Origin of the sequence: Streptomyces amakusaensis (genome assembly GCF_039532665.1) — a bacterium.
In the GTDB taxonomy this organism is placed as follows: Bacteria; Actinomycetota; Actinomycetes; order Streptomycetales; family Streptomycetaceae; genus Streptomyces; species Streptomyces amakusaensis.
Genome location: NZ_BAAASB010000009.1, coordinates 306250 through 326480 on the forward strand (window position 1 = coordinate 306250; position 20231 = coordinate 326480).

Annotated in this window: 20 protein-coding genes; 12 read left to right on the forward strand and 8 right to left on the reverse strand. The window is 74.0% G+C overall.

Annotated elements, in window-relative coordinates; genetic code table 11:
* Nucleotides 1-74: 74 nt before the first annotated feature.
* Nucleotides 75-734, reverse strand: coding sequence for a TetR/AcrR family transcriptional regulator (locus tag ABD371_RS18630; protein ID WP_344478311.1), 660 nt, complete (start codon nucleotides 732-734; stop codon nucleotides 75-77).
* Nucleotides 735-884: 150 nt separating this feature from the next.
* On the opposite strand from ABD371_RS18630, the gene ABD371_RS18635 reads away from it, so the two are divergent.
* Together ABD371_RS18635 and rsgA are read left to right on the forward strand one after the other, a co-directional pair.
* The gene (locus ABD371_RS18635; protein WP_344478313.1) at nucleotides 885-1235 is read left to right on the forward strand and encodes a DoxX family protein; all 351 of its coding nucleotides are present in this window, start codon (nucleotides 885-887) and stop codon (nucleotides 1233-1235) included.
* Nucleotides 1236-1605: 370 nt separating this feature from the next.
* Nucleotides 1606-2736 carry a ribosome small subunit-dependent GTPase A gene (rsgA, locus tag ABD371_RS18640; RefSeq protein WP_344478314.1) on the forward strand — a complete coding sequence of 377 codons (1131 nt, stop codon included), beginning with the start codon at nucleotides 1606-1608 and terminating at the stop codon, nucleotides 2734-2736.
* Nucleotides 2737-2845: 109 nt separating this feature from the next.
* Here rsgA and ABD371_RS18645 read toward each other — a convergent pair whose 3' ends face one another.
* Nucleotides 2846-3217: a PPOX class F420-dependent oxidoreductase gene (locus ABD371_RS18645; RefSeq protein WP_344478316.1), complete on the reverse strand. Its 372-nt coding sequence runs from the start codon at nucleotides 3215-3217 to the stop codon at nucleotides 2846-2848.
* Between the two features lie 110 nt (nucleotides 3218-3327).
* Here ABD371_RS18645 and ABD371_RS18650 point away from each other — a divergent pair, with 110 nt between their 5' ends.
* On the forward strand, nucleotides 3328-4620 hold the full coding sequence (locus ABD371_RS18650; protein ID WP_344478317.1) for an SGNH/GDSL hydrolase family protein: 1293 nt from the start codon (nucleotides 3328-3330) through the stop codon (nucleotides 4618-4620).
* 13 nt (nucleotides 4621-4633) lie between these two features.
* On the opposite strand, the gene ABD371_RS18655 is transcribed toward ABD371_RS18650, so the two are convergent.
* A complete protein-coding gene (locus ABD371_RS18655) occupies nucleotides 4634-5116 on the reverse strand; it encodes a DUF456 domain-containing protein (RefSeq protein WP_344478318.1) in 483 nt (160 codons plus the stop codon).
* Nucleotides 5117-5174: 58 nt separating this feature from the next.
* Nucleotides 5175-6125, reverse strand: a complete 951-nt coding sequence (locus tag ABD371_RS18660; RefSeq protein ID WP_344478320.1) for a helix-turn-helix domain-containing protein — start codon at nucleotides 6123-6125, stop codon at nucleotides 5175-5177.
* 626 nt (nucleotides 6126-6751) lie between these two features.
* Here ABD371_RS18660 and ABD371_RS18665 point away from each other — a divergent pair.
* The 3 genes from ABD371_RS18665 (at nucleotide 6752) to ABD371_RS18675 (ending at nucleotide 10481) form a co-directional block, all read left to right on the forward strand.
* A complete protein-coding gene (locus ABD371_RS18665) occupies nucleotides 6752-7795 on the forward strand; it encodes a protein phosphatase 2C domain-containing protein (protein WP_344478321.1) in 1044 nt (347 codons plus the stop codon).
* A 91-nt stretch (nucleotides 7796-7886) separates the two neighbouring features.
* Entirely contained in the window at nucleotides 7887-9629 is a 1743-nt protein-coding gene (locus tag ABD371_RS18670; protein ID WP_344478323.1) for a pyruvate dehydrogenase, read from the forward strand.
* A gap of 333 nt (nucleotides 9630-9962) precedes the next feature.
* Nucleotides 9963-10481, forward strand: coding sequence for an ATP-binding protein (locus ABD371_RS18675; RefSeq protein WP_344478324.1), 519 nt, complete (start codon nucleotides 9963-9965; stop codon nucleotides 10479-10481).
* A gap of 48 nt (nucleotides 10482-10529) precedes the next feature.
* On the opposite strand, the gene ABD371_RS18680 is transcribed toward ABD371_RS18675, so the two are convergent.
* Together ABD371_RS18680 and ABD371_RS18685 are read right to left on the reverse strand one after the other, a co-directional pair.
* Nucleotides 10530-11636 carry a DUF2637 domain-containing protein gene (locus ABD371_RS18680; RefSeq protein ID WP_344478326.1) on the reverse strand — a complete coding sequence of 369 codons (1107 nt, stop codon included), beginning with the start codon at nucleotides 11634-11636 and terminating at the stop codon, nucleotides 10530-10532.
* A gap of 232 nt (nucleotides 11637-11868) precedes the next feature.
* Complete coding sequence (locus ABD371_RS18685; RefSeq protein ID WP_344478328.1) at nucleotides 11869-12714, reverse strand: (2Fe-2S)-binding protein; 846 nt, start codon at nucleotides 12712-12714, stop codon at nucleotides 11869-11871.
* A gap of 59 nt (nucleotides 12715-12773) precedes the next feature.
* On the opposite strand from ABD371_RS18685, the gene ABD371_RS18690 reads away from it, so the two are divergent.
* Nucleotides 12774-13709 (forward strand): GntR family transcriptional regulator, encoded by a 936-nt coding sequence (locus ABD371_RS18690; protein WP_381733888.1) that lies wholly within the window; start codon nucleotides 12774-12776, stop codon nucleotides 13707-13709.
* Between the two features lie 196 nt (nucleotides 13710-13905).
* Here the strand turns inward: ABD371_RS18690 and ABD371_RS18695 are convergent, their stop codons facing one another.
* Together ABD371_RS18695 and ABD371_RS18700 are read right to left on the reverse strand one after the other, a co-directional pair.
* Nucleotides 13906-14697, reverse strand: a complete 792-nt coding sequence (locus tag ABD371_RS18695; protein WP_344478331.1) for a hypothetical protein — start codon at nucleotides 14695-14697, stop codon at nucleotides 13906-13908.
* Nucleotides 14698-14813: 116 nt separating this feature from the next.
* A complete protein-coding gene (locus ABD371_RS18700) occupies nucleotides 14814-16094 on the reverse strand; it encodes a YncE family protein (RefSeq protein WP_344478333.1) in 1281 nt (426 codons plus the stop codon).
* Between the two features lie 93 nt (nucleotides 16095-16187).
* Here ABD371_RS18700 and ABD371_RS18705 point away from each other — a divergent pair, with 93 nt between their 5' ends.
* The 5 genes from ABD371_RS18705 to amiA all read left to right on the forward strand — a co-directional run bounded on the left by ABD371_RS18705 (nucleotide 16188) and on the right by amiA (nucleotide 20225).
* Entirely contained in the window at nucleotides 16188-17165 is a 978-nt protein-coding gene (locus ABD371_RS18705; protein ID WP_344478335.1) for an ABC transporter substrate-binding protein, read from the forward strand.
* Nucleotides 17162-18172, forward strand: a complete 1011-nt coding sequence (locus ABD371_RS18710) for a FecCD family ABC transporter permease (RefSeq protein WP_344478337.1) — start codon at nucleotides 17162-17164, stop codon at nucleotides 18170-18172. Before ABD371_RS18705 ends, ABD371_RS18710 begins: the two co-directional genes overlap by 4 nt.
* On the forward strand, nucleotides 18169-19176 hold the full coding sequence (locus tag ABD371_RS18715; protein ID WP_344478339.1) for a FecCD family ABC transporter permease: 1008 nt from the start codon (nucleotides 18169-18171) through the stop codon (nucleotides 19174-19176). The genes ABD371_RS18710 and ABD371_RS18715 overlap by 4 nt, the downstream gene beginning before the upstream one ends.
* Nucleotides 19173-19988 carry an ABC transporter ATP-binding protein gene (locus ABD371_RS18720; protein ID WP_344478341.1) on the forward strand — a complete coding sequence of 272 codons (816 nt, stop codon included), beginning with the start codon at nucleotides 19173-19175 and terminating at the stop codon, nucleotides 19986-19988. The genes ABD371_RS18715 and ABD371_RS18720 overlap by 4 nt, the downstream gene beginning before the upstream one ends.
* 93 nt (nucleotides 19989-20081) lie before the next feature.
* Entirely contained in the window at nucleotides 20082-20225 is a 144-nt protein-coding gene (gene amiA / locus ABD371_RS18725) for a streptamidine family RiPP (protein ID WP_344478343.1), read from the forward strand.
* The last annotated feature ends 6 nt before the right edge of the window (nucleotides 20226-20231 follow it).

A 20231-nucleotide genomic window follows, 5' to 3' on the forward strand; every position in this document is an offset into this window, starting at 1 on the left:
TTCCCACGCCGGGGCCGCCCCGAGAAGGGGCCACTCCCGGTACTCCCGTCGTGCGGACCCACCCGCCCCGTCGTTCAGCCCCGGGGCAGATGGCCGTGCAGGAAAGCGTGCACCCCGGCCGCGGCGATGGCGTGGGTCTCGGCGTCGGACAGCGCGTCCGCGCCCGCCCGGCCCCGGCCCCGGGCGCTGGTGATCAGCGCCACGAAGTGCTGCGCCGCGAGTGCGGAGTCCTGGACGTGCAGCAGCCCCTGGTCGGCGAGCCGGGCCAGGTGCGCGGCCAGAGTGCGCCGCACGCGCAGGGGCCCGGCCTTCTGCCAGGCCTCGTGGAGATCGCCGGGGAAGTTCTCGCCCTCGGCGTTGATCCGGGCGACCATCGTGAAGTGGTCGGCGAACTCGGGGAGCGGCCGTACCCAGTCCTCGGCGAGGCCGACGAGGCAGGCCTCCAGGCCGGCGGTGTTCGCGGTGCTGCCGAGATGCCGCGCGATCATCGACTCGTGGGCGGCGGCCACCTGCTCCGAGCTGTCGATCAGCACGGTGGCGAAGAGCTGTTCCTTGTTCTCGAAGTGGTTGTAGATGGTGCGGGTCGACACACACGCCTCGGTGGCGATCATCTCGATGCTCGCGCCCTGGTGGCCGACCCTGCCGAAGACCTTCCGGGAGGCTCGCACAATGGCCTCCCGCTTCTCCGGGAACCCCTTGCGCGGCCGGTTCTGTCCGCTGTCCGCACTGGCCAACGTGGCACCTCCTGTTGATGACGATGACCGCTTCACACATTGCAATGCACGTTGTACTTTACCTTCATGGGCGCATCGTAGAAGCTCGACCAGGCAGGGGTGCCGCCCGGCGCCGATTCCCTCTGACGCCCATCACTCCCCGGAGAAGTCATGTTCATCGCGTACATCGTGCTCGCCGTCCTGCTCTCCTTCCTCCTGGTGTTCTCCGGACGCGGCATGCTGGTCAAGGACAAGGGCATCGTGGAGACCCTGACCAGACTCGGCGTGCCGAGCGGCTGGTACACCACGCTGGCGCTGCTGAAGTTCGCCGGCGCCCTGGGCCTGCTGATCGGCATCGTCCACCGGCCGCTGGGCATCGCCGCCGCCGGCGGAGTGGTGCTCTTCTTCCTCGGCGCGGTCGTCTCCCACCTTCGCGTCAAGGACGTCAAGGGCGTTCCCGTGCCCGCCGTCCTGGCGCTGGTGTCGGCCGCGCCGCTGGTGCTGGGTATCGCCACGCTGTGACGGTGCGCGTTCACCGCGCGCCCGCCCCTGGGCCCGTACGGCGGCATTCGGCACTTCGCCTGCGGGACTGCCGCCATCGGCGGGGCGGACGGCGTACCCGCCGGTTATTCGGTGGCGGGTGTCGGCGGGGCGGGTCTAGTCTTCATCCCGTTCCGCCGGGAGGGCCGTGTGTCCTGTCCGGTCGGGGTTGTCGGTTCGTCGAGGAAGCAGGAGGTGAGGACAGTGATGACGGTCATGGTTACGGGCGCTGCCCGCGCTCAGGAGTTCATCGTTCCCACCTCTGTGGTCTCCGGCTGACACCCACACTCTTCCGCGCGTCGAGCGCGCGCTCGCCGGGGCCGCCCTTCACCCTTCGTAAGGGGTCCCCACCTTGTCCGGCAATTCGCTGAACACGTCTTCTTCTTCTGCTGTTTCCTCCGACGCCCAGACCGTTCTCGGCCCGTACGGCTGGGACGAGGGCTGGGCCCGCGCGTTCGCCCCGTACGCCGACCGGGGCCTGGTCCCCGGCCGGGTCGCCCGGGTGGACCGGGGGCTGTGCGACGTCCTCACTCCCGGGGGGACCGTGCGGGCCGACACCGAGTTCGTGGTGCCCCACGACCCGATGAAGGTCGTGTGCACCGGTGACTGGGCCGCCGTCGACCCGGTCGGCGCCGACCCGCGCTATGTCCGGACGCTGTTGCCGCGCCGCACCGCCTTCGTCCGCTCCACCTCGTCCAAGCGCTCCGAGGGACAGATCCTCGCGGCCAATGTGGACCACGCGATCATCGCGGTCTCGCTCGCGGTCGAGCTGGACCTCGGGCGGATCGAACGGTTTCTGGCGCTGGCCTGGGAGAGCGGGGCGCAGCCGCTGGTCGTGCTGACCAAGGCCGATCTGGTGCCGGACCCGGTCGGGCTCTCCTATCTCGTACAGGACGTGGAGACCGCCGCGCCCGGGGTGCGGGTGCTGCCGGTCAGTTCGATGACGGGGGAGGGGACGGCGGAGGTCGCCGCCGTGGTCGCCGACGGTACGAGTGTGCTGCTGGGGGTCTCGGGGGCGGGGAAGTCCACGCTCGCGAACGCGCTGGCGGGGGCGGAGCTGATGGCCGTCCGGGCGGCGCGGGACGTGGACGGGAAGGGGCGGCACACCACCACGACGCGGAATCTGCTCGCGCTGCCCGGGGGCGGGGTGCTGATCGACACCCCGGGGCTGCGGGGGGTGGGGCTGTTCGACGCGGGGAACGGGGTCGGGCAGGTCTTCTCCGAGATCGAGCGGCTCGCCGAGGGGTGCCGTTTCCACGACTGCGCGCACGAGTCGGAGCCGGGCTGCGCGGTGACCGCCGCGATCGAGGACGGTTCACTGGCGGAGCGCAGGCTGGACAGCTACCGCAAACTGCTGCGGGAGAACCGGTACATCGTCGCCAAGACCGACGCCAGGGCCCGGGCCGAGATCCGCAGGGAGTGGCGGCTGAAGGGCGCGGAGGGGCGGGCGGCGATGGAGGCCAAGCGCGGCCGGACGCGCTGACCTCCGGGGCCCTCGGGAAGAGGGCCCTCGGAGGGTTGCCCCGGGTTGCCCCGGCGGGTTGCCCCCGGCGGGGGTACGGGCGGGCCGGTCCCGCCCGTACCCTCCGTGGCTACTCCTCCTCCAGACCCCAGCTGTGGATCTTCTTCGGATGGATCCGGATCAGCTCGTCGCCGACGCCGGGACCCAGCTCGTGCGGTCCGGTCAGCAGCTCGGCCTCGCCCCTGACGTCCACGCCCCGCACCTTCCACGGACGCACGCTGACGATGTCGTCGACGACGAGGCCCACCTTCGGATTGGTGCGCAGATTCCGCCACTTCTTCGTGGTGGCGAGCGCGTGCCCGCCGATCAGGATCGTCCCGTCGTCCTGCGGGAAGAAGCCGACGGGGTTCGCCTGCGGCTGGCCCTTGGGGTCCACGGTCGCCAGCCGCCCCAGCCGCTGGGTCGCCAGATAGGCCCGTTCGGCCTCGGTGAATTCGGTCATACGCGAAGCCTCACACGCCGGGCCCCCGCCCCGGCACCGGGAGCCCGTACAACTCGTACAGTCGGCGGAGGCCGACCGGACCGAGAACCCGAGTGAACAGGCGGAGCCGTATGACCACCTCCCGACGCCTGCTGTGCACCCTGGTGGCAGCGGCGGGACTGACCCTCCTCACCCCCACGGGCACCCTGTCCACGACCGCCGGAGCGCCGCGTTCCGGAGCGCCGAACCCCGGAGTCACGGGCGCGGCCCACGACCGGGGCTGGACCGGAACCTGGGCAGCCGCCCCCTCCCACGCCGTGCCCGCGCTGCCCGGCTCCTCCGTCCGCAATGTCGTGCACACCAGCGTCGGCGGCCAGGCCGCCCGGATCAGGGTCACCAACCGGTTCGGCACCGCGCCGCTCCGGATCGGCGCGGTCACCGTCGCGCTCCAGCTCCCCGGGCGGCCCGCGAGCCCCGGGGCGGTGCCCGGCTCGATGCGCCGGGCGACGTTCCGGGGCGCGACGGCCGTCACCGTCCCCGCCGGCCGGGACCTGGTCACCGACCCCGTGCCGCTGGAGGTCCCGGCCGGCGCCAATCTCCTCGTCACGCTCCACACCCCGCCCGGCGGCCCCGACAGCCCGGCGACCCAGCACCGCACCGCCCGCCAGACCGGCTTCATCGCCCCCTGCGGCGGCAGCACGGCGACGGCGGACGAGAGCGGTACGGACTACACCGCCGTCACCGGCTCCTGGCACTACCTCACCGGCGTCGACGTCCTCGGCCCCCGCACCCCGGGCAGCGTCGTCGCGCTCGGCGACTCCCTCACCGACGGCACCGGCTCGACCGCCGACGCCAACCGCCGCTGGCCCGACCGGCTCGCCGCCCGGCTGGCGGAACTGCCCCCCACGGAGCGGCTCGGGGTGCTGAACGCGGGGATCGCCGGAAACCGGCTGCTCCTGGACGGCACCGGACCCAGCGCGCGGGCCCGGTTCGACGCCGACGTCCTCTCCCGCACCGGGGTGCGCGCGGTGATCGTGCTGATCGGCGTCAACGACCTCAAGGGCGTTCCCGAGCAGACCGACCCGGCCGCCTTCCGGGCCGCCCACCGGGAGATCGTCCGGCGCGCCCACGCACGCGGCGTCCGGGTCGTCGGGGGCACCATCGCGCCGTTCGCCGGGCACCCCGGCCACACCGAGGCCCGCGAGAGCGCCCGGCGGTCGGTCAACCACCTCATCAGGACCGGCGGGATCTTCGACGCGGTCGCCGACTTCGACGCGGCCGTGCGCGACCCGGAACACCCCGGGCGGCTCCTGCCCGCCTACGACACGGGCGACCATCTGCACCTCAACGACGCCGGACTCCAGGCGCTGGCCGACACCGTCGACCTCCGCGCCCTGACCGGCCCCCGGGCCCCCGGGCGCTGACCGGGCGGCGGGCTCAGCCCGCCAGGACCGCCCCCAGCCACGCGCCCACCACCAGCAGACACGCGAACAGCTCCACCAGCAGGCTCGTACCCGCCCCCCGCATCACCGCCCGGGTCGACGCCACCGCCTGGCCGTGCCCGCCCAGCCGGAGCCGCTCGACCGCGTAGATCCCCGCGACGAAACCGGGAATCGCGCCCACCACCGGCAGCAGCACAAAGCCGGTCACGGCCCCCAGACCGGCGAAGACCGCCACGCGCCCGGTGCACCCCGCCTCCCTGGCGCGCCGGGTGGGCAGCAGCCACACCACCACCTGGTCCACCAGGAACAGGACCGTGGCGGCGACCAGCAGCACCCACGCCGTCGCCGACAGCTCGTGCAGCGACCACCAGAGCATCGCCGCCCAGACCAGCCACCGCCCGGGCACACCGGGCACCAGCACCCCGACGACGCCCAGCACCATCACCAGGCCGACCAGCACGAGCTGCCACACGCCCATCTGCCAAGGGTGCGGGATCGCGGCGGATCCCGCATCGCGCCGGGAGCGCGGGCGTCCCTCACTCGCACGGGTCGCGCGCCACCCAGCCCCTGGCGTAGGCGTGCCAGCCCAGCTGGAGCCGGGTGGTCACCCCCGTCAGCTCCATCAGCCCCTTCACCCGGCGCTGGACCGTCCGCAGCCCCAGATCCAGCCGCTTGGCGACCCGGGCGTCCGTCATCCCGGCGAGCAGCAGCGACAGGATCTCCAGATCGGTGGCGTCGGGACCGGCCGCCGACTCCTCGTAGCCGCCGGGCGTCAGCCGCAGCGGCAGCGCCTCGCGCCACACCGCCTCGAAGAGACCCAGCAGCGAGTGCAGCAGCCCGCAGTCGTGCACCACCAGTGCCGCCGGACCGCTGTCCGGGGCCGTCAGCGGAATCATCGCCAGCGCGCGATCGGCGACCACCAGCCCGCTGGGCACCCGGTCCACCACCCGCACCCGGCCCTCCGGACCCAGCGCGCCGACCAGCTCACGCATCCCCCGCGACAGCGCGTCCCGCTCGACGACCACGCGGTACGCCACTCCGGGCCGCAGCTCGGGACGGCCGTCGGCGGCGGCGACCAGGGCGCAGATCTCGTCCGCCGCGCCCAGCCGGAGCTGGGCGGAGCGCCTGGCGACCGCGCTCGCCCCCGTCACCACCTCCACCAGATCGTGCACGGCGGGCTCCGCAGCCTCGGCCCGGTACTCGTCGGCGAGCGCCGTCGCCGCCAGCTCGGCCCGCTCCAGATCCGCCCGCTGCCGGGCCAGCAGCGCGCCCAGCGCCACCCCGGGCGGGGCGGCCACCCAGCGCCCCTCGCCCGCCGACGACCGAGCGGCCAGCCCCTGCTGCGCCAGCCGCCGCAGCGCGTGTTCCGTATCGGTCTCCGGCAGGGCCAGCCGATGCGCGAGATCGCTGACCTCCGCCGCTCCGAGCGCGACCAGCGCGCGGTACGCGGACTCCTGCCTCGCGTCGAGACCAATCGCTCCCAGCACCCGGACCTCCCCTTGACACCACGCACATCATCCCTGCACACCGGGGCGCCCGGGTACGGGGGAGGCCGCGCCGTCCGGCCGTTCGGCCCCGGAGCCGGGGCGAGCCCGCCCGGACTACCGCGCGTACGGCCCCAACAGCCCCTGAAACATGGGGAGTACGAGACGGATCTCCGTCGGAGGTTTCGCCGTCGGCCGTTTCCGGGAGGCCCTCGCGGTGGACAATTACCGGCATGAGTCAGCAGGCCGAAGACGACTGGTGGGACCGGCTGTACGAGGCGTCCGCGACGGACGGGCGGGGGATGCGGAGGAGTGGGGCGGCGGGCCCGGGCGGCGAGCCGGGGGACACCCTCGACTCCCGCTTCGCCACCGCCTCCGAGGCGGTGGCGCAGACCCCCGGCGCGAGTCCGCCGGCCCGGCGGGAGCCCGACCCGGCGGACCTCCTGGCGATATCCGGCACCCCGGTCGCCCCGCCCTCCGGGCCGGGCCGGGCCGGATTACCGGACCCGGGCGGCCCCACGGCCCCCGACGGCGTCCGGCCCCGGCCGCGCGCGCCCTGGGAACCCCCGCTCGACCCCGCCCCGCCCGCCGAGCCGCCGCCGCCGTTCACCCGGCGTCCGCCGGAGCCCGTGAACGAGCCCGAGCCCGAGCCCGTGGACGAGTCCGCCGAGCTGCCGTCGGCGGTCTCCTACCCGCTGTTCAGCGGACTCCTGGGACAGCCGGCGGTCGTTCCGGCGGAGCCCGCCCCCGTACCCCCGACCGAACCGCCGCCCCCGCGCGCCGCGGCGGCGGGGCATCCGGGCCATGTCGGGGACGGCCCGCCGACCTACCGCCCCGAGCCCGAAGCGCTGCCGGCCGCCACGGCGGAGAACCTCGGGCACCTCGTCCCCGACACCGTCCTCGACGGAGCCACCTACGGCTCCAGCACGCTGCGCGCCGCCTCGGTACGGGGCGACTCGGCCCGCTACCGGGGCGAGACGCGGCGCGAGGCGCTCCTCACCGCGCGGTTCGGGAGCGGGCCCGCAGCCCTGGTGCTGGTCGCCGTCGCGGCCGGGGAGCGCTCCGCGGCGGGCGGGCATCTCGCCGCCGCCGACCTCTGCCGCAGGATCGGCGGCGCGGTCGCCCGGGGCCACGCCCGGCTCTCGGACGACATCAGGGCGGGCCGCCACGGCGACCTGGAGTCCGGGCTGCGGCGGCTCACCGACCACGGCTACGGCAGGCTGCGGGCGGCAGCCGCCGAGCGCGGCATGGCCCCCGGCGCGTACACCGCGGGGCTGCGCTGTCTGCTGCTCCCCGCCGACCCCGGCTGCCGCACCCGGGTCTTCTTCGGGGCCGGCCCCGGCGGCTTCTTCCGGCTGCGCCAAGGCGTCTGGCAGGACATCGAGCCCGCGCGGCCCGGACCTGCGGACGAGCCCGGAGCACCCGGGCGGGCCACCGGCCCCGAGCCGTTCCGCTTCCGCGCTCCCGTCGCCCGCCCGGGGGACACCCTGCTGCTCTGCGGCCCGGGGCTGGCCGACCCCCTGCGCTCGGAGCCCGCGCTCGCCGCCGAGCTGGCCACCCGCTGGGCGGGCCCCGGCGAGCCGCCGGGACTCGCCGCGTTCCTGGCCGACGCCCAGCTCAGGGTCAAGGGATACGCGGACGACCGGACGGCCGCAGCGGTCTGGGAGACATGACCGGGGGCCACCGAGAGGCGGAACCGCGCCGCTCATGGGTTGATGGACTCTGCGGGGCCGTCAGTCACACAGCGGAGAGGGTGCTCGTCCCATGGCCAAGCAGAACGTGGCGGAGCAGTTCGTGGACATCCTCGTCCGCGCGGGTGTCCGGAGGATGTACGGAGTCGTCGGCGACAGCCTCAACCCCGTGGTCGACGCCATCCGGCGCAACTCCGCCATCGACTGGATCCAGGTCCGGCACGAGGAGACCGCGGCCTTCGCCGCCGGCGCGGAGGCCCAGATCACCGGCGAGCTGGCGGCCTGCGCCGGCTCCTGCGGGCCCGGGAACCTCCACCTCATCAACGGTCTGTACGACGCGCACCGCTCGATGGCCCCCGTGCTCGCCCTCGCCTCCCACATCCCCTCCAGCGAGATCGGCCTCGGCTACTTCCAGGAGACCCATCCCGACCAGCTCTTCCGCGAGTGCTCCCACTACAGCGAGATGATCTCCAACCCCCAGCAGATGCCCCGGCTGCTCCAGACGGCGATCCAGCACGCGATCGGCCGCAGCGGGGTCAGCGTCGTCACGCTCCCCGGCGACATCGCCTCCCAGGCCGCCCCCGAGAAGTCCGTCGAGCACGCCCTGGTCACCTCCCGGCCCTCGGTCCGCCCCGGCGACGCCGAGATCGACAAACTGGTCCGGCTGATCGACGAGTCGCAGCGGATCACCCTTTTCTGCGGCAGCGGCACGGCGGGCGCGCACGCCGAGGTGATGGAGTTCGCCGAGCGGGTGAAGTCCCCGGTGGGCCACGCCCTGAGGGGAAAAGAATGGATTCAGTACGACAATCCGTTCGATGTCGGAATGAGCGGCCTGCTGGGCTACGGAGCGGCGTACGAGGCCACCCACGAGTGCGATCTGCTGATCCTCCTCGGCACCGACTTCCCGTACAACGCCTTCCTCCCCGACGATGTGAAGATCGTCCAGGTGGACATCCGGCCGGAGAATCTGGGCCGCCGCTCCAAGCTGGATCTCGCGGTCTGGGGCGATGTGCGCGAGACCCTGCGCTGTGTCACCCCCCGGGTGCGGGTCAAGCCGAGCCGCAAGTTCCTGGACAAGATGCTGAAGAAGCACGCCGACGCCCTGGAGGGCGTGATCAAGGCGTACACCCGCAAGGTCGACAAGCACGTCCCCATCCACCCGGAGTACGTCGCGTCCGTCCTGGACGAACTGGCCGACGAGGACGCCGTCTTCACCGTTGACACCGGCATGTGCAATGTGTGGGCCGCCCGCTATCTCTCGCCCAACGGCCGCCGCCGGATCATCGGGTCGTTCAGCCACGGCTCCATGGCCAACGCGCTGCCGCAGGCGATCGGGGCCCAGCTCGTCGACCGGGGCCGCCAGGTCGTCTCGATGTCCGGCGACGGCGGATTCGCCATGCTGATGGGAGACTTCCTCACCCTCGTCCAGTACGACCTGCCGGTGAAGGTGGTCCTCTTCAACAACTCCTCGCTGGGGATGGTGGAACTGGAGATGCTGGTCGCGGGCCTCCCCTCGTACGGCACGACCAACGTCAACCCGGACTTCGCCGCGCTCGCGCGGGCGGCCGGCGCCCACGGGGTGCGGGTCGAGAAGCCCAGACAGCTCGCGGGCGCGCTCAAGGACGCCTTCCGGCACAAGGGGCCCGCCCTGGTGGACGTGGTCACCGATCCGAACGCGCTCTCCATCCCGCCCAGGATCAGCGCCGAGATGGTGACCGGATTCGCGCTCTCCGCGAGCAAGATCGTGCTCAATGGCGGAGTGGGCCGCATGGTGCAGATGGCCCGTTCCAATCTCCGCAATGTGCCCAGGCCCTAAGGCGGATCACCGCGCTCCGACAGCGCGCCGACTGCTGCGGCAGACGTAGCCCGGCTCAGCAGTCGGTACGAAAACGCTTCGGCTCCTGGCACCGGTTGACCGTTCGCAAGGCGTGGGCCCGCCCCGGCGGGGGCAGTCCACCTCCGTGAGGATGTTCGACACACGGAGCCAGTCGGACACCGTTCCGACGTGCGGGTGGGGATGATGACAAGGCGTCAGGGAGGGGCCGGCGACGGAGGCCACACAGCTCACGGGGGCCACCACGGCGGATATGACAACAGCTACGGCGAGTGCGAGGGGCACGAGGAGTACGCGGGGCGTAGCGGAGCCACTGTGCGGCGGGCGGCCCCGAGAGCGGCCGGGCCCGAACCGGGCGAGGGCCGCGCCGCCGCCCGGGCGCCGGGCGCGCCGCCCGAGCACGGACCCCGCTGCCGGCGGCTCGGCTGCGCCGACCTCAACTCCGTGCCCGAGGTGCGGCGGGTGCTGCGCGATCTGCTGCGGCAGTGGGACGGATCCGACGCGGCGGATGTGGCCGATGTGGCCCAGCTGCTCGCGAGCGAGCTGGTCACCAACGCCCTGATCCACACCGACCACGGCGCGGTGGTCACCGCGACCGTCGCCTCCGCCACCCTGCGGGTCGAGGTGCGGGACTTCATGGCCGGGCTGCCGGTGCCCGAGTACCCGGCCCGGCGGCGCGATCCGCTCGACACCCACGGCCGGGGGCTGGCGCTGGTGGAGAGCCTCGCCGACTCCTGGGGCGTGCGCACCCAGAGCGCGGGCAAGGTCGTCTGGTTCGAGCTGCGCGAAAGGCCGGCCCGAGGGGTCTCGGGCCGGCCTTCCGGCGACAGCTGACTCTCCGTCCGCCACGCTTCCGGGGCGGGGCGCTCACGCGCCGGGAACTCAGCCGAACTGCTGCTCCAGATCCTTCAGCTTCCGCTCCAGGGAGTCGAGTCGCGGGAGGGTCTGGGTGTCGTCCTCGGCGGTGAGGTCGACGGTGATCGGACCCATCGGGTCACTGTCGCGGCTTTCGCGGGCCGAGGAGGCGGACCGGCGAGAGGGCAGAGAAGGAGGAGGCAGCTGTCCGGTTTCTATGGCAGGCTCCGCTACGGGTTTCGAACCCTCGGTCAGGGCCTGTGCGGACCCTCCCGAGTTGCTCGGACCCGAACCCTGTCCGGCCGCGAGGACGGGCAGCTCCGGCTCGCGGATGACCCGGCCCCGGCCCCAGGCGCGGTGCTGCCGGTTGAGCGCCTTTATCCGGGCCCGGTCCAGCTTGGCCTGGTCACGGGCGCGCAGCTGATTGGCCTTCTTCGCCTGACGGTCCTCACGGACCTCCTCGACGGCCTCGTCCAGGGTGCGCACATTCTCCAGCAGCATGAGCGACCAGGCGTTGAAGGTCTCGCGGGGCGCTCGCAGCCACCGCACCACCCGGATCTGCGGCAGCGGGCGGGGCACCAGGCCCTGCTCACGGAGGGCGGCCCGGCGGGTCTGCTTGAGGGCCCGGTCGAAGAGGACGGCGGCCGACAGCGACATGCCCGCGAAGAAGTGCGGGGCACCGGCGTGGTCCAGACCGCGCGGCGCGTGCACCCAGTTGAACCAGGCGGCTGCGCCGGCGAACGTCCACACCAGCAGTCGGGAGCCGAGCGCCGCGTCACCGTGGCTCGCCTCACGCACGGCGAGCACCGAGCAGAACATCGCCGCGCCGTCGAGACCGAAGGGGACCAGGTACTCCCAGCCGCCGGAGAGGTTCAGATTCTGCCGGCCGAAACCGACCAGACCGTGGAAGGAGAGCGCGGCGGCCACAGCGGCACAGCAGAAGAGCAGAACGTAGGACGCCGTGCCGTATATGGCTTCCTTGCGCCTGCGGCGGTCCTCGCTGCGCTCCCAGGTGTCTTCCGCCGGGGCTTTGGCCGCCGCCTTCTTGCCGCGTGCGAGCACTGCGACCGCGACCAGGACTCCCACGACCATCACGCCGCCGGGAAGCAGCCAGGTTAGCGATATGTCTCTCATGTTGGTGTCCCTTGCATCTGCATCGCGGTAGGGCGTTTCGGCCGCCATATTGACCGAAGTCCCGGAGATCCCAGGGGGTTTTGTGCCAAGAGAACGCCAATGGGGCCATACGGCATACGGATAGGTGGGTTTCACTCGAACTGCCGTACGCGGCAGGTGAGTTGCGTACGATTTATATCACCCGGAAGGGGGGCGTGACATCCGGAGTCTGACAACTGCTCAGGGGCAGTGATCAGGCACTCGGCAGGAGTCGCGTCACCCGGGTGGTGTCGCAGGTACGGGGGCAGGTGACACAGGTGTCGTCGGGCCGCAGTGTATAGAACAGGCAGCAGCTCGCCCGGTCCCGGGTCGCCAGTTGTTCGCCCTGAGGCCCGGTCAGCTGACGGAAACCGGGAATTCCCACATACGGTTTGACGGTTCCCGGCAGCAGCAGTTCCAGCTCCGCGATCGCCCGCGCCTCCTCGCCGAGCAGATTCCCGATGTGCCAGAGGCCTTCGACCAGATCGTCCGTCACCATCCCCCAGAGGGAACGCCTTCCGCGCCGGGCCCGCGAGGCGAAGCCGTCCAGCACGGGTTCGAGGTGCGCGGCGACGGCGGCGCGCACCTCGCCGCGCAGGGCCTCCTCGTCCGGCACCACCCGGGCGCCGGGCAGGCCGGCCGCCGGATCGCCGGGCAGACAGGCGAACCCAGCCGGCCGGACCGTCATCCGGCCGTGCGTCCGCCGGAAGAAGACCTGATCGCCGGAGAACCGGGGCACCCGGCGGAGCAGGAACCACGGCACTGTGAACAGCAGACAGGCGGGCCACGCGTAGCGGTGCAGCCCGAAGCCGGCCACCACGTCGGGCCGGCCCTCCCGGCCGTGGTCCCGCAGCACTTGGGCCCGGTCCCAGTCGAGGAAGGCCTCCAGCGCGCCGCCCCCGCGCGCCAGCTCGTCCGCGCGCACCCAGCCCTCGCCCGCCGGTTCGCTCTCGCCGGAACCCAGCTCGCGCACGGTCAGCCGGGGGAACGCCTCGGACAGCCGGGAGTACGCGTCCCCGAAGGGGGAGGCGAGGGCGGGCGGGACGACGGGAGAATTCATGCCGGGACCACCGTATCGCGATCGTTAGCAGGTAAGGCTTACCTTACCCGACCGGGCTGATGTGTGAACTGCCGTCCCGTCCGCCTATCGTGCACTCGGGGCCCGGCCGTGCCGGTCCGGCCCGGCGTCCGGCCGGAGGAGGATCCGAGATGGAGCAGGCCCGACCGGGCGGGACGGCGTCTTCCCCCCCGCCGCACCCCTCCGGGCCCGCCGCGACACCGCGGCCCCGCGCTTCCGTACGCCCCGCTTCCGCTCCGGTGTCCGCCCCCCTCGGCGCGGCTGCCGGGGCCACCCGTCCGGGGGCGCTGGGGCCCGCCCGCGGCGAGCACACCCACAGCGAGCCGCCCGCGCCGCGCGGGCCCGCCGCCCACACCGTCCAGCGGCACTCGGTGCGCGGGCAGATCCTGAAAGCCCTGCGCGCCGCCCTCGCCGAGGGCGAACTCGTCCCCGGCGAGGTCTACTCCGCCCCCGCGCTCGGGGAGCGCTTCGGCGTCTCCGCGACGCCCGTGCGCGAGGCGATGCAGCAACTGGCGGCCGAGGGGGCGGTGGAGGTGGTCCCCAACCGGGGCTTCAGGATCGTCGCCCGGGGCCCCCGCGAACTCGCCGACATCGCCGAGGTGCGCGCCCTGATCGAGGTGCCGGTCATCCTCCGGCTGGCCGCCTCGGTCCCCGCCGCCCGCTGGGGCGAACTCCGCCCGCTGGCCCGCGCGACCGAGGCCGCCGCCCTGGCGGGCGACCGCGCGCGGTACGCGGAGGCCGACCGCGCCTTCCACCGCGCGCTGCTCTCCCTCGCGGGCAACGACCAGCTGGTGACGGTCGCCGCCGATCTGCACCGCCGCTCCCAGTGGCCCCTCCCCGCCGACCCGGCCGCCCGCCGCGCCGATCTGACCGCCGACGCGGCGCAGCACACCGCCCTGCTCGACGCCCTGGCCGCGGGCGACTCCGAGGCGGTGCGCTCGGTGGTACGCGCTCATTTCGCCGGCGCGGACCGCTGAGGCCCGCCGCCTTCCTCCGGCCCGGATCCCGGCCGCCGGTCCGGGCCGCGCGGTGCGGATGCCGGGGCCGGGGTCCCGTCCGCCGGGGCCGCACCGCCGGGCGCGGTGCGGCGAGGGTGTGCGTACGCCATGTCCGGAGTTTCGGCCGCGCCCGGCCGCTCCTTGAGGGGCCGGGCCCCGGGTGGGCGGCCGGGGGTCAGACGGCCGGTCCCGGCAGGGCCGTCGGCGTGGCCTGCGCGGGGAGGGAGAGCCGGGCCGCGAGCCAGACCGGGACCCCGCCCAGCAGCCGGAAGAGCCGGCCGGCCTCGGCGCGGAGACGGCCCGCCTCCGGCTCGGGCTCGCAGTCGGCGAGGGCGGCCAGGGTCGGCGCGGTGCCGATCAGATAGCCCAGCTCGACCCGGATCCGCAGGGCCTCGGAGAAGCCGTGCCGGGCCTGGGCCAACTCGCCCTCCTGGAGCGCGATCCCGGCCTGCTGGTGCCAGGTGAAGGAGAGCAGCAGGGCGTCGTCCTGGGCCGCCGCCCCCTCGTGGGCGCGGCGGTAGGCGGCCAGGGCCGCCTGCGGGGAGGCGGCGATGTGCTCGGCCACCAGACCGCGCCGGAAGTCGAGCAGTGGCCGCCGCGGTGAGCCGGGGGCGAGCAGCGCCGCCGCCCGGCCGAGCGCCGAACGGGCCTCGTCGGCCCGGTCCCGCACCCCGAGCCTGGTCGCCGCGTACGCCAGCCGTCCGCGCTCGGAGGCCGCGCCGCCGCGCTCCTCGTCGTCCCGGGCCACGGCCTCCGCCGTGCGCAGCGCGTCCTCCGCGTCGGCCCAGCCCTCCCCGGTGAACAGACACCGCTCGACCAGGAGTCCGGCCCGCTCCAGGGCGGCGGCCGGAGCCGCCGCGTGGGGCGCGAGCAGCGCCGCCGCGTCGGTCCAGCAGCCGCGCGAGCGCAGCCGCCATACCGCGGTCTGGAGGGGATCGTCACCTGCAGTGGTTCCGGAACCAGACATGGCGGTATGCGCCACTATGCCCTCCCCGAGCACGCCATTGAGCTGTTGAGTCGAGGGAATCTCAGCATGGATGGGGGTGCCGGGCCAAGGGGTTGGGTGAATTATTTCACAAACTCTCATCGGCCGACGGGGTCGAACTCCGCCCCGTCGCCGGGGAACACGAGAGCGAGATGGCCGCCCTCGTCGAGCGGTGTGGGCGTCCGCAGCGTCGCCACCGTCTCCGCCCTTGCGGCGTCGACCAGTTGGATCTCGCCATGGCCGCCCCGGGTGACGGCGACGAGCCCGCCGCCGGGCGAGCCGGCGATCGCCCGGCGCTGCACTCCGTCCCAGGGTGTCCCGCCCGCGCGGGGGGCTCCGTCCATCGCGGGCAGCGGGATCCTGCCGCTGACGCGCGGGGTTTCGCCGGGCGGTGCGGACACCAGGACGAGTTCGTCGCCGTCGGGGTGGACGCGGGCGAAGGCGGCGTGGCGCGCGGTCACCGCGAGCCGGAAGACCAGCCCGGGTCCCAGCGGCACCCGGCCGGTCCGCGCGGCGGCCGGGCCGGTGGCCGGATCGAGCCGGTGCCACCAGGCGTCGTTGGTCCATTCCGGCCACCGTCCGGGGTCGGCGGGCCCGCCGCGTACGCAGGACCAGAGCATCCGGCGCACCGGGTCGAGCCGCAGGAAGTAGCCGCGCCCCGGCCCGCCCCACGACAGCGGCTCCTCGGCGAGGAGCGAGGAGCCCGCGCGGCGGACCCGGTGCACCCCCGACCCCGCGGCGGCGAACGTCAGTCCGGTCGACGGGTCGTGGGCGTCCCCGTGGCCGTCGTGGTCCGGCAACGGCAGCTCGTGCGCGGGCGCGGCGGGCGGCGCGGAGGGGGCGGCGGCGAGCAGATCGGCGTGGCGGTACGCGGTGAGCGAGCCGGGTTCGCGGTGCCGCAGGACCACCAGCGCGCCGTCCTCCGCCGCCCCGGCGGGCCCCGGAAGGGTCACCCCGGGCTCTCCGGCGCGGGTGCGCACCCGCGCCGCCCGGGGCCGGTGCGGGTGGCCGAGGTCCACCACGGTCAGCAGATCGCTCCACGCCTCCTCGTTCTGGCCGAGCCCGGTGGTCACCGCGAGCAGCCGCCCGGAGGGGTCCGCCGCCAGATGCTCGGCGGGCGTCGCCACCGGGGCGGTGGCCGTCACCAGCGGCCCGCCGCCGTCGGGGCCGTACGGATCGAGGACGAGCAGCTCGCCCGCGAGGTCGTCGACGAAGGCGGTACGGCCGCCGGGGAGCGCCAGGAAGCCGGCGTGCTCGGCGAGGAAACGGCCCTCGATCCGCCCGGTCTCACGGCCGTCGGGAAGGCTCAACACCCTGATGGATCCGGCCACCTGGTCGGCGACGAGCAGTCGGGGTCCGGCGGCGTTCGGGGGCGGCATGGCGACTCCGGGGGAGTGGGCGGGCGACGATCTTATTGGTAATGATTATCATGTGGCTCACCTGTTCGTCCGTTCGGAGCGAGAAGAGAAGTGATGTCACGCAGGACGCTGATGACCGTCCGCCGCTGGGCCGCCGCCGCGGTGCTGGGAGGCCTGTTGGCCGGATGTGGGGCCACCGATGACGGCAAAGACGGCAATGACGGCAAATCAGAGAAAACGGAAGTAAGGGTCGAACCTATTGGCGCGGCTCGGCAGATCACCGATGCCCACGGCGTCACCGTCACCACCCCCCGACCACCGAAGCGCATCGTCTGCCTGGTCGCCCTCTGCGACGACATGCTCGCCGAGCTGGGCATCACCCCGGTCGCCACCAACTCCGCGCTGCTGGCCCACCCGAAGTTCCTCGGCCCTCAGAAGGCCGGAAAGATACCCTCCGTCCCCGGCGGCTTCCTCAGCCCCGAGGTCGAGGCGGTCCTCTCCCACCGTCCGGATCTGGTCATCGGACTCAAGGACACCCACGGCAAGCTCGCGCCCGCACTCAAGGGCGCGACGGTCTTCTGGCCCGTCCAGCCGGGCGACTGGCAGGACAGCGTGGGATATCTGCGCGACCTCGCCGCCCTCACCGGGCGCACCGCCGAGGGAGAGCGCGCCGAGCGCGGCTTCCGGGAGAAACTCGCCCGCGCCGAGCGGGCCAAGTCCGAGGCCACCAGCCTGATCATCTTCGGCAGCGACGAGAACTTCGGCGTCGCGACCCCCGGCAACGACGTCGCCGCCGGACTCTTCCCCAAGCTCTCCCACTACCCCTGGGAGAGCCGTGGCGTCGAGGGCTCCTACAGCATGGAGGAGATCCTCGCCCGCGAGGTCGACGTGCTCTTCGTGGAGACCCTCTCCTTCGGCGGGAAGGGCGAGGCCGACCTCTCCGAGAAGCTCGCGAAGAACCCGCTCTGGTCCCGGATCCCGGCGGTCCGCGACGGGAAGGTGTACGAGGTCGACGCCGAGGTCTGGGCGAAGGGGCGCGGCACCCGCTCGCTCGGCATCGTCCTCGACGAGGCCACGGCCAAGCTCGCATGAGCCGTTCGCACACGGTGTGCGCCCTGCTGCTGGCGGCGGTGGTCGCGGGGCTGTGCCTCGGCACGCCCGTGGTCCCGATCACCGCACTGGCGGACGAGTTCGTCGTCACCGAACTGCGCCTGCCGCGCCTGGTGCTGGCGCTGGTCGCCGGGGCCTGTCTGGGCGCGGCGGGCCTGGTGCTCCAGGAGGCCCTGCGCAACCCGCTCGCCGTCCCCGAGATGCTCGGCGTCTCCTCCGGGGCGGCCCTCGGCGTCGCCGCCCCGCTGGTGCTCGCCGTCTCGGTGCCGCTCGCCCTGCAACCGCTGCTCGCCATCGCCGGGGCCGCCGCCGGGGGCGTGCTCACCCTGCTCGCCGCCGGTTTCGGACGCAGCCCCTCCGCCGTACTGCTCACCGGCGCGGCGGTCACGGCCGCGCTCCAGTCCGCCCTGCTGGTGCTGATGGTGCTGGCCGATCAGCTCGACCTCCAGCTCATCTACCGCTATCTCCTGGGCAGTCTCTCCGGCCGGACCTGGGCCGATGTGACCGGGCTCTGGCCCTGGCTGGTACTCGCCGTGCCCGCGCTGGTGCTCTGCGCCCCCGTCCTGTCGGTGCTGCGGCTCGGCGACGACGACGCCCGGGCACTGGGCGTACGGGTGCGCCGCGCGCGGCTCGCGGCGCTCGCCGTCTCCATCGTCCTCATCGCGCCCGTGGTCGCGGTCTGCGGGCCGGTCGCCTGGGTCGGCTTCATCGCCCCGCACCTCGCGCGCCGGCTGCGGCCGGGGGCCGAGGCCGTACGGCTGCTGCCCTGGTCGATGGTGTGGGGCGCGCTCGCCGTCGCCTGCGCCGATCTGCCGGCCCGGCTCGCGCTCGCCCCGGTGGAGACGCCGGTGGGCGCGTGGACCGCCCTGCTCGGCGTCCCCGCCGGGGTCGCCCTGCTCAGAACGGCGCGTACGGCAAGCACGGCGCGTACGGCAAGCACGGCACGTGCGGCGAGCACGGCACGGACCGAGGGGAAGGCGGGCCCGTGAAACGCAGGCTGATCCTGTTCTCCCTGCTCGCGCTCGCGGTGGGCTGCGCCGGGCTGGTGGCCGGCCGGGCGCTCGGCCCGGCGCAGGTGTGGGAGGTGCTCACGGGCGGCGGCGACCCGCTGGCCCGCCATGTCGTCCTGCGGCTGCGGCTGCCCAGGTCGCTGGTGGCCCTCGGCGCGGGCGCGAGCCTGGGCCTGGCCGGTCTGGTGCTCCAGTCCGCGCTGCGCAATCCGCTGGCCGGACCCGAGGTCACCGGGGTCACCCCCGGCGCGGTCCTCGGCGCGGTGACCGCCACCGGACTGGGCCTGGCGGGCTGGCAGTCGCCGGCCGCCGTGGTGGTCGCCGCCTGCGCGGGCGGGTTCGCCGGGGCGGGGCTGCTCTGGCTGCTGACGGGCCGGGAGAAGTCCGACCCGGTGCGCACGGCCGTCCACGGGGTGCTCGTCTCGGCGGTGCTCTCCGGGCTCACCGCGATGGTCCTGCTGGTCGCCCCCGGCGAACTCGGCAGCGTGGTGCAGTGGCTGGTCGGCTCCACCGAGGGCCGGGTCTGGGAGCACTGGAACCTGCTCTGGCCCTGGACCGCGGGCTGGTCCCTGCTCGCCCTCGCGCTCGCCGCGCCGCTCACCCTGCTGCGCTGCGGCGACGACCAGGCCGCCGCGGCCGGACTGAACACCGGCAGGGCCCGTGCCGCCGCCCTGATCTGCGCGGTGGCGCTCACGGCGGGCGCGGTCTCGGCCGTCGGGGCGATGGGATTCGTCGGACTGCTCGTGCCGCACCTCGCGTTCGCGCTCTTCGGCGCGGATCCGCGCACCGCGCTGCCCGGCGCGGCGCTGCTGGGCGCATCGGTGGTGGGCGGCGCGGACGCGGCGTCCCAGTGGCTCTCCCGGCTGCTGGCCGAGGTGCTCGGGGCCGACCGGCTGAGCGTGCCCACCGGCGCGCTGACGACCTGTGTGGGGGCGGCGCTGCTGCTGGTGGTGGCGCGCCGCTCCGTGAAGGAGGAGACATGATCCAGGCGGAACGGCTCGGCTTCGGCCACCCCGGCCGCACGGTCCTCGACGGGGTGGATCTCACCGTGTCCGACGGGGAGCTGGTGGCCCTCATCGGGCTCAACGGCTGCGGCAAGAGCACCCTGCTCAGACTCTGCGCGGGGCTGCTGCGCCCCGGCGCGGGCCGGGTGCTGCTCGACGGCGACGACCTCGCCGGCCTCTCCCGCCGGGCGGCGGCCCGCCGGGTCGCGCTGCTGCACCAGTCCGCGCCCCCCGTGCCGGGCATGACGGTGCGCCAGCTGGTACGGCAGGGCCGGTACGCGGTCCGGGGGCCGCTCGGGATGCTCCGGGACGGCGACGACGAGGTCTGCGTGCGCGCCATGGCGGACGTCGGGGTCGGCGGCTGGGCCGACCGGCCCGTGGACGCCCTCTCGGGCGGCGAGCGCCAGCGGGTGCGCCTGGCCCTGGCGCTGGCCCAGGACACCCGGGTGTTGCTGCTGGACGAGCCCACCACCTACCTCGATCTGCGGTACCAGCTGGAAGTGATGCGGACCGTGGTGCGGCTGCGCGAGGAGCGCGGGCTGACGGTGGTGATGGTGCTGCACGACCTCGGCCACGCGGCCCGCTTCGCCGACCGGATCGTGGCGCTGCGCGAGGGCTCCGTGGTGGCGGACGGCCCTCCGGCGGAGGTGGTGACGCCCGGACTGCTCGCCGAAGTGCTGGGCGTGGCGGGGCGGGTGGGGCGCGATCCGGTGGGCGGATGGCCGGTGTGTTACCCGGATCACCCGCTGGAGGGCCCCAACCCCTTGCGGAATGAAAATCATATTCATTAGTGTCGGTGGTGCGCGCCGCGCCAACGGCTTCGGCCGGGGCGTGAGCTTTTCTGTCGACGTCCAGTGAATTCCAAGGAAATGGAGGCTCAACTCATGGAGCAGCACAAGGTGTTCAGCCCGATCGCCGAGCAGGGCCAGCTCGCCCACCTCTCCGCGACCCACTCCAACGCCCTCGTGGAGAACCCCTTCGACGGGGACGAGGCCGCGGTCGACGCGGTCGCGGACGGCGACAAGTAACACCGG

What these genes read in the sequence shown, in the direction of transcription:
- ABD371_RS18635 (WP_344478313.1), top strand. Translation starts at nt 885, where the DNA reads ATGTTCATCGCGTACATCGTGCTCGCCGTCCTGCTCTCCTTCCTCCTG.
- ABD371_RS18645 (WP_344478316.1), bottom strand. Translation starts at nt 3,217, where the DNA reads ATGACCGAATTCACCGAGGCCGAACGGGCCTATCTGGCGACCCAGCGG.
- ABD371_RS18650 (WP_344478317.1), top strand. Translation starts at nt 3,328, where the DNA reads ATGACCACCTCCCGACGCCTGCTGTGCACCCTGGTGGCAGCGGCGGGA.
- ABD371_RS18655 (WP_344478318.1), bottom strand. Translation starts at nt 5,116, where the DNA reads ATGGGCGTGTGGCAGCTCGTGCTGGTCGGCCTGGTGATGGTGCTGGGC.
- ABD371_RS18670 (WP_344478323.1), top strand. Translation starts at nt 7,887, where the DNA reads ATGGCCAAGCAGAACGTGGCGGAGCAGTTCGTGGACATCCTCGTCCGC.
- ABD371_RS18680 (WP_344478326.1), bottom strand. Translation starts at nt 11,636, where the DNA reads ATGAGAGACATATCGCTAACCTGGCTGCTTCCCGGCGGCGTGATGGTC.
- ABD371_RS18685 (WP_344478328.1), bottom strand. Translation starts at nt 12,714, where the DNA reads ATGAATTCTCCCGTCGTCCCGCCCGCCCTCGCCTCCCCCTTCGGGGAC.
- ABD371_RS18690 (WP_381733888.1), top strand. Translation starts at nt 12,774, where the DNA reads ATGTGTGAACTGCCGTCCCGTCCGCCTATCGTGCACTCGGGGCCCGGC.
- ABD371_RS18695 (WP_344478331.1), bottom strand. Translation starts at nt 14,697, where the DNA reads ATGTCTGGTTCCGGAACCACTGCAGGTGACGATCCCCTCCAGACCGCG.
- ABD371_RS18700 (WP_344478333.1), bottom strand. Translation starts at nt 16,094, where the DNA reads ATGCCGCCCCCGAACGCCGCCGGACCCCGACTGCTCGTCGCCGACCAG.
- ABD371_RS18705 (WP_344478335.1), top strand. Translation starts at nt 16,188, where the DNA reads ATGTCACGCAGGACGCTGATGACCGTCCGCCGCTGGGCCGCCGCCGCG.
- ABD371_RS18710 (WP_344478337.1), top strand. Translation starts at nt 17,162, where the DNA reads ATGAGCCGTTCGCACACGGTGTGCGCCCTGCTGCTGGCGGCGGTGGTC.
- ABD371_RS18720 (WP_344478341.1), top strand. Translation starts at nt 19,173, where the DNA reads ATGATCCAGGCGGAACGGCTCGGCTTCGGCCACCCCGGCCGCACGGTC.
- amiA (WP_344478343.1), top strand. Translation starts at nt 20,082, where the DNA reads ATGGAGCAGCACAAGGTGTTCAGCCCGATCGCCGAGCAGGGCCAGCTC.